The sequence below is a fragment of the Afipia sp. DC4300-2b1 genome (genome assembly GCF_049895725.1).
Taxonomy (GTDB): Bacteria; Pseudomonadota; Alphaproteobacteria; order Rhizobiales; family Xanthobacteraceae; genus Afipia; species Afipia broomeae.
Genome location: NZ_JAFCSX010000001.1, coordinates 809095 through 825043, shown reverse-complemented (window position 1 = coordinate 825043; position 15949 = coordinate 809095). Strand labels below are relative to the sequence as shown.

Sequence of the window (15949 nt, the reverse complement as noted above, 5' to 3'; positions counted from 1 at the left end):
AGTTCTCCTGCGGGTTGCATTTACGGAGTTATTTTCTCGTTGACGTTCCCGTTTAACTTATTGAAAAATATCATGATTTTTTCGTATTGGGCAAGCGGTCGTATGCACCGGAAGTCCCAAATCACCCGCTAATCGATCCAGATGGAGACGACGATGTTCCGACCAACCCGACGCGCTGTTGCTGCCTTGATCGCAGGCGCTGTGTTCGCCCCGGTTGCTGCCCTTGCAGCCGACGCGCCGAAGCAGATCGCGATCGACTGGGCGACCTACAACCCGGTGTCGATCATCCTGAAGGAAAAGGGTCTGCTCGAAAAGGAATTCGAGAAGGACGGGATCAAGATCGTCTGGGTGCAGTCGGCGGGCTCCAACAAGGCGCTCGAGTTCCTCAATGCCGGTTCGATCGATTTCGGTTCGACGGCCGGTTCGGCCGCCCTGGTCGCGAAGATCAACGGCAATCCGATCAAATCGGTCTATGTCTATTCGCGTCCCGAATGGACTGCGCTGGTGACGGGCAAGGACTCCAGGATTGCGAAGGTCGCCGATCTGAAAGGCAAGCGCGTTGCGGTGACGCGCGGCACCGATCCGCACATTTTCCTCGTGCGGGCGCTGCTGGACGCGGGCCTGACCGACAAGGACATTACACCTGTTCTGTTGCAGCACGCCGACGGCAAAGCCGCGCTGATCCGCGGCGACGTCGATGCGTGGGCGGGGCTCGATCCGATGATGGCGCAGGCTGAAATCGAGGACGGCGCAAAGCTGTTCTTCCGCAAGCCCGAGGCCAATACCTGGGGCATTCTCAATGTCCGCGAACAGTTCCTGAAGGACAATCCGAAGATCGTTCAGCGCGTGCTCGCAGTCTATGAGGAGGCGCGCAAGTATTCGCTAGCCAATTACGATGAACTGAAAAAAGGCTTCATCGCGGTCACCAAGCTGCCGGAAACTGTGGTCGACAAGCAGCTCAAGGAACGCACCGAGCTGACGCATAACCGGATCGGCGCGCCGCAGCGCGAGTCCATTCTGGCCGCGGGTCTTGCCCTTCAGCAGGCCGGCGTGATCCAGCCGGGCGTCGACGTGAAGGCGACGGTGGATGCGCTGATTGACGATCAGGTCCCGCTGCCGACGAACTGACGAGGCCGCGGATGGCACGTTAACAGGCCCGCATGCCGCAAGCCTGCGGGCCTTCGCGCTGAGTACTCTTGCAATCGGTTGTGATAAGCGGTTTCTGCTATGACCATGACACTCGACACGCCAGCGCCGGACGTCATCGCGAAGGAGGCGGGATCGCGCCCGGCCGGCCGCCTGCGCCGCGTTGCGCGTCCTGCAATTGGCTTGCTGCTGCCGCTCGGCCTTGCGCTGGCGTGGGAGCTTGCCGTGCGGTTCGGTTATTCCAACGGTCGGCTGGTGCCTCCGCCGAGCCGCATCTGGCAGACGCTGGTTGAACTCTCTGCCAGCGGCGAATTGAGCCGGCACATTATCGCGACACTGAGCCGCGTCGGTACAGGTTTCGGTCTCGGCATCGCGGCAGGAACAATTCTTGGCGCGATCTGCGGCTACTGGACGCTGGCGCGGCGTCTGCTCGATCCGACCTTTCAGGCCTTGCGTGCGATCCCCTCGATTGCCTGGGTGCCGCTGTTTATCCTCTGGCTCGGGATTTTCGAAACCTCCAAGGTGGCGCTGATCGCGGTCGGCGTTTTCTTTCCGATCTATCTCGGCGTGATGGGCGCGATCCTTGCCGTGGACCGCAAGATCGTCGAGGTCGGCCGCATTTTCCGCCTCAGCGCCTTTGCGATGATCCGGCGCATCATGCTGCCGGCAGTGCTGCCGGCTTACATCGTATCGCTGCGCTCCGGTCTCGGTCTTGGCTGGATGTTCGTGGTGGCCGCTGAATTCATGGGCGCGTCGGAGGGCCTCGGCTATCTGCTCACGGACGGCCAGCAACTCGGCAAACCCGCGCAGATCGTTGCTGCCATCATCGTGTTCGCAGTCCTTGGCAAGACCACGGACTGGCTGATCCAGGTAGCGGCGGCGCCATTCCTGCGTTGGCAGGATTCCTTCGGCGCGCATGCGGGAGCAGCCTGATGCTCGCCCTCGATCATGTCGGCAAGACTTATCCGAACGGCGTCCATGCACTGGAGAATTTTTCCGCACGCATCAAGCCCGGCGAGATCGTCGCGATTATCGGCGGATCGGGCTGCGGGAAATCCACCCTGCTGCGCGCGATATCCGGGCTCGACCGCGCGACGACCGGGTCGGTCACGCTCGATGCCATCTCGATCACCGCGCCCCACGAAAAGATCGGCATCATCTTTCAGGAGCCGCGGCTGCTGCCGTGGCTCAGCGTCGCGGAGAATATCGGCTTCGGCCTAGGTCATCTGACATCCGGGGAGCGGCAACAGCGGATTGCGCGTGCTCTGGCGCGTGTCGGCCTTGCCGATAAGGCCAATGCCTGGCCGCGTGAATTGTCGGGCGGGCAGGCGCAGCGTGTCGCCATCGCGCGGGCGCTGGTGCCGTCGCCGGAGGTGCTGTTGCTGGACGAGCCGTTCTCCGCGCTCGACGCCTTCACGCGTGCCGATTTGCAGGATCATCTGCTCGATCTGTGGGCCGACACCAAGCCGACCCTCGTTCTTGTCACCCACGATGTCGATGAGGCGGTGGTGCTGGCCGACCGCGTGGTGGTCATGCGGCCATTGCCGGGACGTCTGTTCGAGGAGATCCGGGTGGACCTCTCCCGTCCGCGCGACAGGAATTCATCTGCCTTCGAGACGGTCAAGCATCAGGTGCTGGCGTCGCTGGATCGCTCGCTCAACCGAGCCATGCGTCCCGCGGACGTTTCGCTGACGGTCGGCGAGGGGATATAAAGCGGAATAAGCTGCATACGGCGTTGTTGATGCCGATGGAAACGGAGAACGAGACAATGGATTCAACTGCACTCCGCGCCATGCAGGCGCCGATCAAGGATCGCTACAAATCCGATCCCAAGGCTGCGTTCATCACATTGAAGGCGAAAGGATCGCTCGACAGCGAAGGTCTGTCCTGCAAGGTGGAGACCGGCAAGGCGGCCGCCGCGATCGCGGGGTTGCATCCGGCGACCGGCGGCTCCGGGCTTGAACTGTGTTCGGGCGACATGCTGCTCGAAGCGCTGGTGGCGTGTGCCGGTGTGACGCTGAAGTCGGTGGCGACCGCGATTGATGCACCACTGAAGTCCGGCAACGTCACCGCTGAAGGCGATCTCGATTTTCGCGGCACCCTCGGCGTCGACAAGGAAGCGCCGGTCGGGTTTGCGGAAATTCGTCTGCGTTTCGATGTCGATACCGACGCGCCGCAGGACAAGCTCGATCAGCTTCTGAAACTCACCGAGCGTTACTGCGTGGTCTACCAGACCATCAAGAACGGCCCGAAGACCGTGGTGTCGCTCAATCGTATTTAACGTGCGTTACTTCGGCAGCTTCGCCTTCAACGCATAGAGTGCGTCCAGCGCCTCGCGCGGCGACATCTCGTCGGGATGTAGCGCGCTGAGCGCCTCGGCCACCTGATCGGCGGCGCTTGGCGGCTGGGGTTCGGCGGCCGCGCGTGACGGGACTGCGAACAGCGGCAGGTCGTCGGCCAGCGCACGCGCCGTGGTGCCACGGTCCTGTGCTTCCAGTTTCGCGAGCACGGACTTCGCGCGCGCCACCACCGCAGCCGGCAGGCCGGCGAGCTTTGCGACCTGAATGCCGTAAGAACGATCCGCCGATCCCGGCAGCACCTCGTGCAGGAACACCACGTCGCCCTGCCATTCCTTGACGCGCACTGTGGCGTTGAATAATCGCGGCAGGTTGGCCGAGAGTGCGGTCAATTCATGATAGTGCGTGGCGAACAGCGCGCGGCATCGATTGCTCTCATGCAAATGTTCGATCGAGGCCCACGCAATCGAGAGCCCGTCGAAGGTCGAGGTGCCGCGGCCGATCTCGTCCAGGATCACCAGTGCGCGCTCGCCCGCCTGATTGAGGATCGCTGCGGTTTCCACCATCTCGACCATGAAGGTTGAGCGGCCGCGCGCGAGATCATCCGCTGCGCCGACGCGGGAGAACAGCCGGTCGACGATGCCGATATGAGCAAGCTTGGCGGGCACGAAGCTGCCGATCTGCGCCATCAGCGCGATGAGCGCATTCTGCCGCAGGAAAGTCGATTTACCGGCCATGTTCGGGCCGGTCAGCAGCCAGATCTGTCCGGAGGATTGTGACGGCCCTGGCGACAGATCGCAGGCATTGGCGATGAAAGGCTGCCCATCGCGCTTGAGCGCCTGTTCGACGACAGGATGGCGACCGCCTTCGATGGAGAACTTAAGCGAATTATCCACTACGGGCCGTGCATAATTCTCGTCGACCGCGAGTTTTGCCAGCGCGGACGTCACATCGAGAAGCGCAAACGCGTGTGCCGCGGCGCGCAGGTCGTCACCGGACGCAACCGCCATTGCGCACAGCTTGTCGAATATCTCGAGTTCAAGCCCGAGGGCGCGGTCGCCGGCATTGGCGATCTTGGCCTCGACTTCGCCCAGTTCGGTTGTGGTGAAACGCACCTGTCCGGCGAGGGTCTGACGGTGGATGAAGGTCGCGTTGAGCGGCGCAGCCATCAGCTTGTCGCCGTGCTGCGCGGTGACCTCGACGAAGTAGCCAAGCACATTGTTATGCCGGATCTTCAGGCCCTTGATGCCGGTGTCGTCGGCGTAGCGCGCCTGCATCGCGGCCACCACCAGCCGCGAGGCATCTCGCAGGTTACGCGTTTCATCGAGCGCGGGTTCATAGCCGGCACGCACGAAGCCGCCATCGCGTTTGAACAGCGGTAGCTCGTCGGCGAGGCCGCGCGCGAATTCCTTTGCGAGGTCGCGGGACGGGCGGCGCAGTGCGTCGATGGCAAGCATGATGTCGCGTGGAAGTTTTTCGATCCGCGCCAGCCGCTCGACGGCCTTGTCCGCCGCCAGAATTCCGTCGCGTAGCGCGGCGAGATCACGCGGCCCGCCGCGCCCGACGGACAGCCGCGCCAGTGCGCGCGAAATGTCAGGCGCCGCGCGCAGAATCCCGCGCAGATCGTCGCGTGCGGCGCTGTCGTTCACGAATAATGCAGCGGCGTCGAGCCGATGCGAGATGGTGGTGCTGTCAGTCAGCGGCGCGGAGAGGCGCTGCGCCAGCAGCCGCGAGCCGGCTGCGGTGACTGTGCAGTCGATGGCATCTAACAGCGATCCGCGCCGCTCGCCCGCCAGCGTTCGCGTAAGTTCGAGGTTGGCCCGGGTGGCAGGGTCGATCGCCATCGTCGTGCCGGCCGCCTCGCGCGCCGGTGGCGACAGGGGCAGGTGCTGGCCGACCTGCGTACGGTCCACATACGTCACCGCCGCTGCGGCCGCAGTCGCCTCAAGGCGCGACATCGCGCCGAAGCCGTCCATGGTCGCGACGGCGAAATAGTCGCACAGCCGCCGCTCGGCGGTGGCGGCGTCGAACACATCGCGCGTCACCGGGGTCACGGCGGTCAGCGTGCGAAACAGCGCAGACAATTCCGGATCGGAGTACAGCGCGTCGGTGACGATCACTTCATTGGGATTGATTCGCGCCAGCGTCGCGCCAAGCTCGGCGGCGCTGCATTCGGTGACGCTGAACTCCGCCGTCGAAACATCGATCCACGCCAGTCCGATGCGGTCGCCGGCGGAAGAGGATCCGCGCGTCCGTGCAATCGCCAGCAGATAATTGTTGGTCTTGGCGTCGAGCAGTGTGTCTTCGGTCAGGGTGCCCGGCGTCACCAGCCGCACCACGTCGCGCCGCACCACGCTCTTGTTGCCGCGCTTGCGCGCTTCGGCAGGATTTTCGGTCTGCTCGCACACCGCGACGCGATGACCCAGTGCGATCAGTCTGTGCAGATAGTCATCGGAGCGCTCCACCGGCACGCCGCACATCGGGATGTCTTCGCCCATGTGCTTGCCGCGTTTGGTCAGCGTGATGCCAAGCGCGCGCGAGGCGGTCTCGGCGTCTTCGAAGAAGAGTTCATAGAAATCGCCCATCCGGTAGAACAGCAGCAGGCCCGGATTGGCGGCCTTTATTTCAAGGTACTGTTCCATCATCGGCGTCACGCGTCCGGCGGCCTCCGGGGAGGCAGTTTCGGCGTTAAGCGGTGCGGGGGGCGTGGAATGGATGGTCATGGAGCGAACACTAGCAAAGTTCTTTCGCATGGTGGAATTGCACGGGACGTTTTCCACGCCTTGAGACGGCCGGTGCATGGCCGCTCTGCCGGCCAATCAGGCTGTTCCGGTCATCGATCATTTGACGCCCCGCGTCGTGCTTCCTAAAACTCGCGGCAGCCGAGGACTTTGTCCGGACCAACTTCAGGGAGAACGACCATGCGTGATGTTTACATCTGTGATGCGGTGCGGACGCCAATCGGCCGGTTCGGCGGATCGCTGGCAAGGGTGCGTGCGGACGATCTGGCCGCGGCGCCCATCAAGGCTCTGATGGAGCGCAATCCCAAGGCCGACTGGGGTGCGCTGGATGAAGTCGCCTATGGCTGTGCCAATCAGGCCGGCGAAGACAACCGTAACGTCGCTCGCATGGCGCTGTTGCTGGCCGGATTGCCGGAGACAGTGCCTGGCATGACCGTCAACCGGCTCTGCGCGTCGGGTCTCGATGCGGTCGGCGGTATGGCGCGCGCGATCCGCGCAGGGGAGATCGATTTCGCCATCGCGGGCGGTGTCGAATCCATGACGCGTGCGCCGTTTGTCACCGGCAAGGCCAACGAGGCTTATCAGCGCGCGGTCGAGACCTACGACACCACCATTGGCTGGCGGTTCGTCAATCCGTTGATGAAGAAGATGTACGGCGTCGATTCCATGCCGGAAACCGGTGAGAACGTGGCGACCGATTACCAGATCTCGCGCGCCGATCAGGACGCTTTCGCAATCCGCTCGCAGCAGCGCGCGGGCAAGGCAATCGCCGCAGGTTACTTCACCGAGGAAATTACCCCGGTAACGGTTGCCGGTGGCAAGGCCGGTCCTGTGATTGTGGACAAGGACGAACATCCGCGTCCCGAAACCACAATTGAGCAGCTTGCCAAGCTGAAGCCTGTCACGCGTCCCGACGGTACGGTGACGGCCGGAAACGCCTCGGGCGTTAATGACGGTGCGGCTGCGCTGATCCTCGCCTCGGAAGAAGCCGTGAAGAAACACGGCCTGACGCCGCGCGCAAAGCTCCTCGGTCATGCATCGGCTGGTGTCGCGCCGCGTGTGATGGGCATGGGCCCCGTGCCGGCGGTGCGCAAGCTGCTCGAGAAGCTTGGCCTCAAGATCGGTGACATCGATCTGATCGAGCTCAACGAAGCGTTCGCGTCGCAGGGCATCGCGGTGCTGCGCCAGCTTGGCGTCAAGGAAGATGCTGATTTCGTGAACCCGCATGGCGGCGCGATTGCGCTCGGTCATCCGCTCGGCATGAGCGGTGCGCGTTTGGTGCTGACGGCTGTGCATGGTCTCGAAAAGCGCGGCGGCAAGTACGCGCTGGCCACCATGTGTGTCGGCGTCGGGCAGGGCGCCGCGGCGGCCATCGAAAAACTGAACTGATCGTTCCGGATCTGATGCAAACGGGGAGCCTTCGGCTCCCCGTTTTGCTTTGGTGCGGAGCCTGCCGCATGATCGCTCGCCTGCGATTATTGATGCAGCGGCGCCTCCCTCGATCGATCAGCGTGCGGGCTCGACATACTTCATCGCGGCTAAGCCCATTCCACGCCGGATTCGGCAGCAAGGTCGATCGTGCTCCGGCGGCCAATATCGTCGAAATGGTTGTCGAGGAATTTCTTGGCGGCGCGCATGCCGGCCCGGTGGAGCAGTTCGAAGAAGTCGTAGTCGGTCTTCATCTTGCTGGAGGCGGCAAGGCGCGTGCCGAGACCGCCGAGATCGATCCGGTGAATGTTGAGCCGGCGGTACTGGTCCTTGCCGGTGCCGCGCGGCAACCGGCCGTCGTCGATCAACTGATTGACGAAATCCATGGTGCGCAATTCAGAGATCAGCGCCGAGTTGAAGGTGATCTCATTCAGCCGGTTGATGATCTCGCCGGAGGTTCGCGGCGTCGTGGTGCGCGACACCGGGTTGATCTGCACCACCAGCACGTCTTCTGCGTCGGTCGCTTGCAAAAAGGGAAAGATCGCGGGATTGCCCATGTAGCCGCCGTCCCAATACGGCACGCCGTCGATCTCGACCGCGCGGAACATGAAAGGCAGTGCGGCGGAGGCCATTACCACGTCAGCGGTGATCTTCTCGTTCGCGAAAATGCGCAGCCGGCCCGTATGAACATTGGTCGCCGAGATGTAGAGTGCGAGATCCGTGTTGGCGCGCAGCGCGTCGAAATCGACGAAACGTTCGATGAGCTGACTGAGCGGATTGATATTGAGCGGATTTAGTTCGTACGGCGAGAAGTAATGCGCCATCGCCTCGAACCAGTTCTGCAGCGGTGTGGCTGCAAACGGCATCAATGAAAACATCCGGTCGGTCATCGCGCGCTGGACCGGAGGAAGATCGCCGCCGGTACTTGTCGCGCGCCAGAATTCGGCGAGGCGCTTGCGTGCCTCTTCGGGACCGCCACGGGTGAGACCGTCCGCAACCATCACCGCATTCAGGGCGCCCGCAGACGCACCGGAAATCCCGGTGATTTCCAGTCGCCCGTCGGCAAGAAACTGATCCAGCACGCCCCAGGTAAACGCGCCATGCGATCCCCCGCCCTGAAGCGCCAGATTGATCTTCTTGGCGGCGCCCGCCTTGCGCACGCCGGAAAAGTTCCAAGGAGTCAGGTTGTCGAGATAGGTCTTGAGAGTGGTCGCCATGAGCTCTTTCTCTCTGAAATGGTTCAATTATGGGGTTCCCTGGAGACCCGCGAAGTTCCTTTGTATGCCGATGATTTGGGGCTTTTATGATGCAATGCAATAAAAATGATGCATTGCAAAATGTTGTGTCAAGTTATGCCGCTGAAATTATGAGCGGAATCATCCTAACCGCACTACATATTGGGCGAATGAAACAAGCGAAGCCCGTTTTCCCTGACCCAAACCATGACCACGGCCGTTGCGCCGAGGATGCGTTCTCGCATGCCGAAAAGGTTTGTACCGGGCGCGGGCAGAAGTTCACGCCGATCCGGCGGCAGGTTTTGGGCGCGTTGCTCTCGAGCCATCGGCCGCTCGGTGCCTATGAAGTGATCGACGAGCTTGCCAAGACCATGCCGCGACCGGCGCCGATCACGGTCTATCGTGCGCTGGATTTCCTGATGGACAACGGTCTGGTCCATCGCATCGAAAGCCGCAACGCGTTTCTTGCCTGCGCGCATAATCACGACGAGACGGCGGTGGTGGCGTTCCTGATCTGCGAGACCTGCGGATCGGTCGGCGAGATTCCGGCCGCGCCGCTCGCACAAAGTTTCAACGAAGCCGCGCGCGGCACGGGCTTCGCACCGAAATTATCGGTGGTGGAAATCACCGGCACCTGCGCACATTGTCAACGAGCTGCCTAAATCAGAACAACACGGCGGAAAGCCGGACACGGGGTGCCATGCCATCAGACGGTTTGAAGGTCGTGCCAGCGGGGCGTCCGTTGAACACGACGGCTATCGCCCTGATGGTGATGTTGTGCCTCAGCTGGGGCTTCAATCAGATCACGGTCAAATTGGCGCTGCCTGATATTCCCCCGCTGACCCAGGCCGCAATTCGTTCCGCGGGCGGCCTGATGATCATTCTCATCGTGGCATGGTTTCGCGGCGTCTCGCTGTTCAAACGCGATGGCACGCTGCGCGCAGGGTTGATCGCCGGAATTTTCTTTGGCGTCGAGTTCATCCTGATCTACCGCGGGCTGGTCTACACCACGGCATCGCGTGCGGTCGTGTTTCTCTACATTGCGCCGTTCGTTGTCGCGCTCGGCTCGAAGCGCTTCCTCGGCGAGCAGTTGATCCGCTTGCAGTGGGGCGGGCTCGCGCTGTCGTTCGTCGGCGTGGCGCTGGCGATCGGCGTGCCGCAACCGTCGGTGGACGCCGGGGTCATCATGGGAGATGTCCTTGTGATGGCAGGCGGCATCCTGTGGGCCGTGACCACGCTGATCGTGAAGGCGACGCCGCTGTTGCATGCCCCTGCCGAAAAGACGCTGGCCTATCAGGTTGCCGTGTCGGTTCCGATTCTGGCGCTCGGGGCGGCTGTCTCCGGCGAGAGCATCACCCATATGCCGGGAGCGCTGGCCTGGGGACTGATGATCTACCAGACGGTCTGGATTGTTGGGATCACATTCCTGATCTGGGTTGCCCTGGTCAAAACCTACTCGGCCAGCAAACTGTCGTCATTTACCTTCATGACGCCCCTGTTTGGGGTCGTTGGGGGCTATTTCGTGATGCACGACACCCTGACATTGGCCTTTGCGGGGGCTGCCCTTCTGGTCATGGCAGGCCTATATCTGGTAAACCGCCCCGGCGAGCCGGCGGGGAACCCCCTGCTTCCGGTCACCGAAAATGACACCTGAGCCCAAAGAGATTTTGACGTGAGCGATCTGAAAGAGCGGACCAAGGAAATCCAGGCTGGCCCCAAGGGGCGCCATCGGACGGTTCAGGTGACAGTCGGTAACGTCAAGGTCGGAGGCGGCGCACCGATCGTGGTGCAGTCGATGACCAACACCGACACCGCGGACATCGAGGGTACCGTCAAGCAGGTTGCAGCGCTTGCGCGCGCCGGCTCGGAGATGGTTCGCATCACGGTGGACCGCGACGAAGCGGCTGCCGCCGTTCCGCACATCCGCGAGAAACTCGACAAGCTCGGGATCGACGTGCCGCTGATCGGCGACTTTCACTACATCGGCCACAAGCTGCTGGCCGATCACCCGGCCTGCGCCGCGGCGCTGTCGAAGTATCGCATCAATCCCGGCAACGTCGGCTTCAAGAACAAGCGTGACACGCAGTTCACCGACATTGTCGAAATGGCGCTCAAACACGGCAAGACCATCCGCATCGGCGCGAACTGGGGTTCGCTCGATCAGGAATTGCTGACCAAGCTGATGGAAGAGAACGCGAAGTCGCCTGACCCGATCGACGCCCGCGCGGTGACGCGCGAAGCGATGGTGCAGTCGGCGCTGCTGTCGGCGGCGCGTGCCGAGGAAATCGGCCTGCCCAAGAACCGGATGATTTTGTCGGCCAAGGTGTCGAACGTGCAGGATCTGATCGCGGTTTACCGCGAGCTCGCGGCGCGTTCCGATTACGCCATCCATCTTGGCCTCACCGAAGCCGGCATGGGCTCGAAGGGCATCGTCGCCTCGAGCGCGGCACTCGGCATTCTGCTTCAGGACGGCATCGGCGATACCATCCGCGTCTCGCTGACGCCGGAGCCGGGCGGCGACCGCACGATCGAGGTAAAGGTCGCTCAGGAAATTCTCCAGACCATGGGTTTCCGCACCTTTGTGCCGCTGGTCGCGGCGTGCCCGGGCTGCGGCCGCACCACGTCGACCGTGTTCCAGGAACTGGCACGCGATATTCAGGCGTTCATTCGGGACGAAATGCCGAACTGGAAAACCCGCTATCCCGGCGTCGAAGAACTAAACGTCGCGGTGATGGGCTGCATCGTCAACGGCCCCGGCGAATCCAAGCATGCCAATATCGGCATCTCGTTGCCCGGGACCGGCGAAACTCCGGCCGCGCCGGTGTTTGTCGACGGCCAGAAATTCCGCACGCTGCGCGGGCCAACCATTGCCGCCGACTTCAAGGCGCTGGTGATCGATTATATCGATCAGCGTTACGGTGGCGCAGGGGCGAAGGCTTCGGCCGTAACCGCAGCGGAATAAGTTCAGCGCGCATTCGCGCGTATACGGCCCGCTGTTACAGCGGGTCGTTTTTTTCGCGGTTATCGACGACGGCTTCTTCAAGATCGAGATCGCGCTCGATACGCCGGCGTGTTTCGTCGGTGATCTTGCCCTCGCGCAACAGTCTGTGAAGGCATGTTCGCTCGATCGTGATGATTTCGCGCACCAACGCCGCGCCTTGCGTGGCAGGTGTGAACTGACCTTCTTCCCGTGGAGGTTCGGGCAGCGCGCGCATGCGGGTTTCATGACGGGCCTCGAGAAATCTGGCAAGCCCCTCAGGCAGGTTGCGTTCCTTGATGATCCGGTCGAGCGATTCGCGAGCCGATTCGAGAATTTCACGCCGTGCTGCGATTTCGGCTTCCCGCTCGCGGACTGCTTCAAGATGTCCGTGTTCCGACAGACCGAGCAGCTTGACCAGCAACGGCAGCGTCAGTCCGATGCCGATCAGCGTGAAGATGATGACGCCGAAGGTGACGAGCAGGATGAGATCACGATACGGGAAGTCCTGTCCGTTCGGCAGCGTCAGCGGCAACGCTAGCGCGACGGCAAGCGAGACAACGCCGCGAATGCCGGTGAAGCCGATAACGACGATGTATCGCCATGGCGGTTTGGCGTCCCGCGCGGCAACTCTCTTGCTCAGGAGACGCGGCAGGTACGTGCCTGGAAAAACCCACAGGAAGCGTGCGATGACGACGATTGCCGAGACAATCGCAATGGCCGTCAGGATCTCGGATACCGGAAGCGCTTTCGATTTCTCCATTAAAAGCCGCAACTGGAAGCCGATCATCAGGAACAGCACGCCCTCGATAAGCCAGATCGTGAAGTCCCAGAAAAAGATGCCCTGCAATCGGGTTTTCGATGAAATCAGCAGCGGTCCATTCCAGCTTACATAGAGGCCGGTCACGACGGTGGCGATCACGCCCGATCCGTGAAAGTGCTCAGGAACCCAGAAGGCGAGATACGGCGTCAGCAGCGACAACGAAATCTCGACGCGCGGATCGTGCGCCCATTGCCGCAAGCGCAGGCTGAGCCAGCCCACCGCAATGCCGAACAGAATTTCCCCGATGATGATCGCAACGAATGTTCCGGCAGCGGGCGGGAGCGAGAATGTGCCCGTACTGACGGCGAGCACCGCGAACCGGTAGAGGATCAGCGCGGTGGCGTCATTCGCTAACCCTTCGCCTTCGAGAATGACGAGAATACGATGCGGCAGTTTCAGCCGTTTGGCGATGGCGAGCGGCGCGACGACATCCGGCGGCGACACGATTGCGCCGAGGACGAAACCCACGCTCCAGGGCAATCCAAGCGCATAATGGGCAGCGGCGGCGACCAGCACGGTCGTGAAGATCACACAGCCGATGGCGAGCAGGCCGATCGGGCGCAGGTTGGCCTTGAATTCGCGCCAGCTCATCGACACGCCGGACGAATAGATCAGCGGCGGCAGCACCAGCAGCAGGATGCCTTCCGGCTTCATCTCGATGCGCGGGAATCCCGGCAGAAATGCCAGGATGATTCCAACGATCAGGAAAACGATGGCCGGCGCGACCGACAGCCGTTTCGCGAGTGTTGCGGAAGCCGCAAGTGCCGTAAGCACAAGAAGGAAAGTGAGGAAAATTGTTACCATGAACCGGTCATATTGCGCTGGCCGCGATATTGACCATCAAGGCCACCAGCGCGGTGTTGAAGATAAACGAAACGACGCCGTGGACCGTTGCAGTCCGGCGGATGATCTTGTCGGTGACGCCGACATCCGACACCTGCGCGGTCATGCCGATTACGAAAGAGAAATAAACGAAATCCCAGTAGTCAGGATCGCCTCCGCCCGGAAACGAAAGTCCGCCAGCCTTGGCGCCACGATAGAAGTCGTGGGCGTAATGCAGCGCAAATGTGGTGTGGATCATCGCCCATGACAGCGCGATGGTCACAACCGCAAGCACGAGCTGCGGCGTTCCCTGCGGTTTGACAGCAAGCTCCATAACGATGGCGGCAATACTCGCAAAGGCGCCAAGGCCCGTCATGGCGAGAATAAAGAAGCGCCCGTCGTCCTGGATCGCCGCCTGCCGGCGGATTTGAGCGGTGTCGCACGTGAACACCGTCACGTAAGCGAGGATCATGTAGATCGCGACGAAGATATCCCATGCCACGAGAAGGCGGCTCGCAGGCCGCCACGACATCGGCAGTACAAAAAGCGATACAAGGCCGATCGCCAGCGCGATGAATGTGCGCGGGCGTCCGTAGATAATGCGGAGCGGCCTGGGCATGCCTTTGAGGCGGAGAAGATACGGATCGCCGTCCTTCTTGCCCGGCATGCTGCTGCGCCTTTCTAGTTCTGCCGCTCGGCGACGAAACGCGAGGTCGCGCGCAGGACATCGCCCTTCGCACCGAACGGCGCGAGCGCGGCATCGGCGTGCTTCAGAAGGTCGCGCACGCGCGCCTTGGCGCCGTCAATTCCCAGCAGTGTGACGAACGTGGTTTTGCCCGCCGCCGCATCCTGCCCGGCAGGCTTGCCGAGGGCGGCAGCGTCGCCTTCGACGTCCAGAAGATCGTCGGCGATCTGGAACGCTTCGCCAAGCGCGTGACCATAGGCATCGAGCGCGTCGTACTGGTCCTTCGGCGCCTGGCCGAGCAGCGCGCCGGCGATGCAGCCATACTTGAGCAATGCGCCGGTCTTCATCTGCTGCAGTTTGGCGACGTCCGGTGGCTCGGGATCGCCGAAACGGCCCTCGCCGGCGAGATCCATGATCTGGCCACCCACCATGCCGCCGACGCCGGCAGCGCGTGCGAGTGCGCGGGTCAGCAGCAGGCGCACCGTCGGGTCCTTGTGAACTTCATCGCGTGTAATGATGTCGAAGGCGATGGTGAGCAGCCCGTCGCCCGCGAGGATCGCGGTGGCGTCATCGAACTTCTTGTGCGAGGTCGGCCGTCCGCGCCGCAGATCGCTGTTGTCCATCGACGGCAGATCGTCATGAATCAGCGAATAGCAATGGATGCATTCCAGCGCGGCGCCGGCCATCAGCGCAGCATCGCGCGGCACGCCGAACACGGCGGCGCTTTCCACCACCAGAAACGGACGCAGCCGCTTGCCGCCATTGAGGCTTGAATAACGCATCGCCTCCATTAGCCGGTGCGGGCGCACGATCTCGCCGGACAACGGCTGGTCAGACAAAAGGCGCGTCAACAGCGCCTCCGTGTCGGCGGCCGTGGTGTCAAGCCGTTTCATGAAATCCTGTGGTGTAGTGCCGGTGGTCATCAAAAACTCCAAACGAACGCAAATTTCGGCGGACAATCGGTTATGGCAGCGCCCGCGTCAATTCCGCAAAGCCTGGCTTGGCCGGGGATTGGAAAAAACAAAAAGGCATGGTTTCTGTTGGTCGGGGTTGCTGGAAGAGCTCCCCGGACACGAGGTGTGATGCGAAGATTGATCCGCATGGTTTTGCTGGTGGTACTGGGGCTGGTGCTTTTGCCCTACGTGCTGACCCCGCTCTACGGCAGCGGTCACCCTGTCTCCACATTGATGATCGGGCGATATCTCACGGGCCAAACCGTCACCCGCAAATGGGTCGATCTCGACGAGATGTCCGAGGCGCTGCCGCGCTCCGTCGTCGCTGCCGAGGACGCCAAATTCTGTTTTCATCACGGCATCGACTGGGATTCGGTCCGGAACATCATTGAGGACGCGCAGGACGGCGAGGTCGCGCGCGGAGGATCGACCATTACGCAGCAGGTGGCAAAGAACCTGTTCCTCTGGCCGGGGCGAAGCGTGGTCCGCAAGGCGCTTGAGTTCCCGCTGGCGATGTGGATCGATCTGGTGCTGTCCAAGAAGCGCATTCTGGAGCTTTACCTGAATGTGGCCGAGCTCGGCCCGGACGGTCAGTTCGGTGCGGAGGCGGGTGCAAACTATGCATTTGGACGCCCCGCGGCGGCCCTGTCGGCCCGCGAAGCAGCCCTTTTGGCCTCGATCCTGCCCAACCCGGTCACCAGAAGTGCCCGGAATCCGGGGCCGGGCGTGCGGCGGATGGCAGGGACTTATGTGGTCCGGGCCCAATCGGCTGAAATCTCCGATTGCTGGGAGCGAAATCGCTGATTTGGGGCCTTTTTGACCTATTTTCTCGGGCCCGTCGG

14 protein-coding genes are annotated in these 15949 nt (G+C 62.3%); 9 read left to right on the top strand and 5 right to left on the bottom strand.

Going from position 1 to position 15949, the window contains the following annotated elements:
* The first annotated feature begins 153 nt into the window (after positions 1–153).
* The 4 genes from ACP7AL_RS04095 (at position 154) to ACP7AL_RS04080 (ending at position 3427) form a co-directional block, all read left to right on the top strand.
* Positions 154–1128, top strand: a complete 975-nt coding sequence (locus ACP7AL_RS04095; protein WP_425989142.1) for an aliphatic sulfonate ABC transporter substrate-binding protein — start codon at positions 154–156, stop codon at positions 1126–1128.
* Between the two features lie 99 nt (positions 1129–1227).
* Complete coding sequence (locus ACP7AL_RS04090; protein ID WP_425989139.1) at positions 1228–2079, top strand: ABC transporter permease; 852 nt, start codon at positions 1228–1230, stop codon at positions 2077–2079.
* Positions 2079–2858, top strand: a complete 780-nt coding sequence (locus ACP7AL_RS04085; protein WP_024921393.1) for an ABC transporter ATP-binding protein — start codon at positions 2079–2081, stop codon at positions 2856–2858. Before ACP7AL_RS04090 ends, ACP7AL_RS04085 begins: the two co-directional genes overlap by 1 nt.
* Positions 2859–2914: 56 nt before the next feature.
* A complete protein-coding gene (locus ACP7AL_RS04080) occupies positions 2915–3427 on the top strand; it encodes an OsmC family protein (protein ID WP_024921394.1) in 513 nt (170 codons plus the stop codon).
* A gap of 6 nt (positions 3428–3433) precedes the next feature.
* Here ACP7AL_RS04080 and mutS read toward each other — a convergent pair whose 3' ends face one another.
* A complete protein-coding gene (mutS, locus tag ACP7AL_RS04075; protein ID WP_425989135.1) occupies positions 3434–6166 on the bottom strand; it encodes a DNA mismatch repair protein MutS in 2733 nt (910 codons plus the stop codon).
* 198 nt (positions 6167–6364) lie between these two features.
* On the opposite strand from mutS, the gene pcaF reads away from it, so the two are divergent.
* Entirely contained in the window at positions 6365–7573 is a 1209-nt protein-coding gene (gene pcaF / locus ACP7AL_RS04070) for a 3-oxoadipyl-CoA thiolase (RefSeq protein WP_425989133.1), read from the top strand.
* A 149-nt stretch (positions 7574–7722) separates the two neighbouring features.
* On the opposite strand, the gene ACP7AL_RS04065 is transcribed toward pcaF, so the two are convergent.
* Entirely contained in the window at positions 7723–8829 is a 1107-nt protein-coding gene (locus tag ACP7AL_RS04065; RefSeq protein ID WP_425989131.1) for a patatin-like phospholipase family protein, read from the bottom strand.
* 188 nt (positions 8830–9017) lie between these two features.
* Between ACP7AL_RS04065 and ACP7AL_RS04060 the strand changes: the two genes are divergently transcribed.
* From ACP7AL_RS04060 to ispG, 3 genes are read left to right on the top strand one after another with little or no spacing between them, the layout of a single operon-like run.
* Complete coding sequence (locus ACP7AL_RS04060; protein ID WP_006022471.1) at positions 9018–9509, top strand: Fur family transcriptional regulator; 492 nt, start codon at positions 9018–9020, stop codon at positions 9507–9509.
* A 38-nt stretch (positions 9510–9547) separates the two neighbouring features.
* Complete coding sequence (locus ACP7AL_RS04055) at positions 9548–10501, top strand: DMT family transporter (protein ID WP_425989129.1); 954 nt, start codon at positions 9548–9550, stop codon at positions 10499–10501.
* 18 nt (positions 10502–10519) lie between these two features.
* On the top strand, positions 10520–11809 hold the full coding sequence (gene ispG / locus ACP7AL_RS04050) for a flavodoxin-dependent (E)-4-hydroxy-3-methylbut-2-enyl-diphosphate synthase (RefSeq protein ID WP_425989127.1): 1290 nt from the start codon (positions 10520–10522) through the stop codon (positions 11807–11809).
* A gap of 34 nt (positions 11810–11843) precedes the next feature.
* On the opposite strand, the gene ACP7AL_RS04045 is transcribed toward ispG, so the two are convergent.
* The 3 genes from ACP7AL_RS04045 to ACP7AL_RS04035 are packed head-to-tail and all read right to left on the bottom strand — an operon-like array spanning position 11844 to position 15077.
* Positions 11844–13451, bottom strand: a complete 1608-nt coding sequence (locus tag ACP7AL_RS04045; protein WP_425989125.1) for a Na+/H+ antiporter — start codon at positions 13449–13451, stop codon at positions 11844–11846.
* Between the two features lie 7 nt (positions 13452–13458).
* On the bottom strand, positions 13459–14136 hold the full coding sequence (locus ACP7AL_RS04040; RefSeq protein ID WP_425989123.1) for a DUF1345 domain-containing protein: 678 nt from the start codon (positions 14134–14136) through the stop codon (positions 13459–13461).
* Between the two features lie 14 nt (positions 14137–14150).
* Complete coding sequence (locus ACP7AL_RS04035) at positions 14151–15077, bottom strand: polyprenyl synthetase family protein (RefSeq protein WP_425989121.1); 927 nt, start codon at positions 15075–15077, stop codon at positions 14151–14153.
* A 159-nt stretch (positions 15078–15236) separates the two neighbouring features.
* On the opposite strand from ACP7AL_RS04035, the gene mtgA reads away from it, so the two are divergent.
* Positions 15237–15911: a monofunctional biosynthetic peptidoglycan transglycosylase gene (mtgA, locus tag ACP7AL_RS04030; RefSeq protein WP_425989119.1), complete on the top strand. Its 675-nt coding sequence runs from the start codon at positions 15237–15239 to the stop codon at positions 15909–15911.
* The last annotated feature ends 38 nt before the right edge of the window (positions 15912–15949 follow it).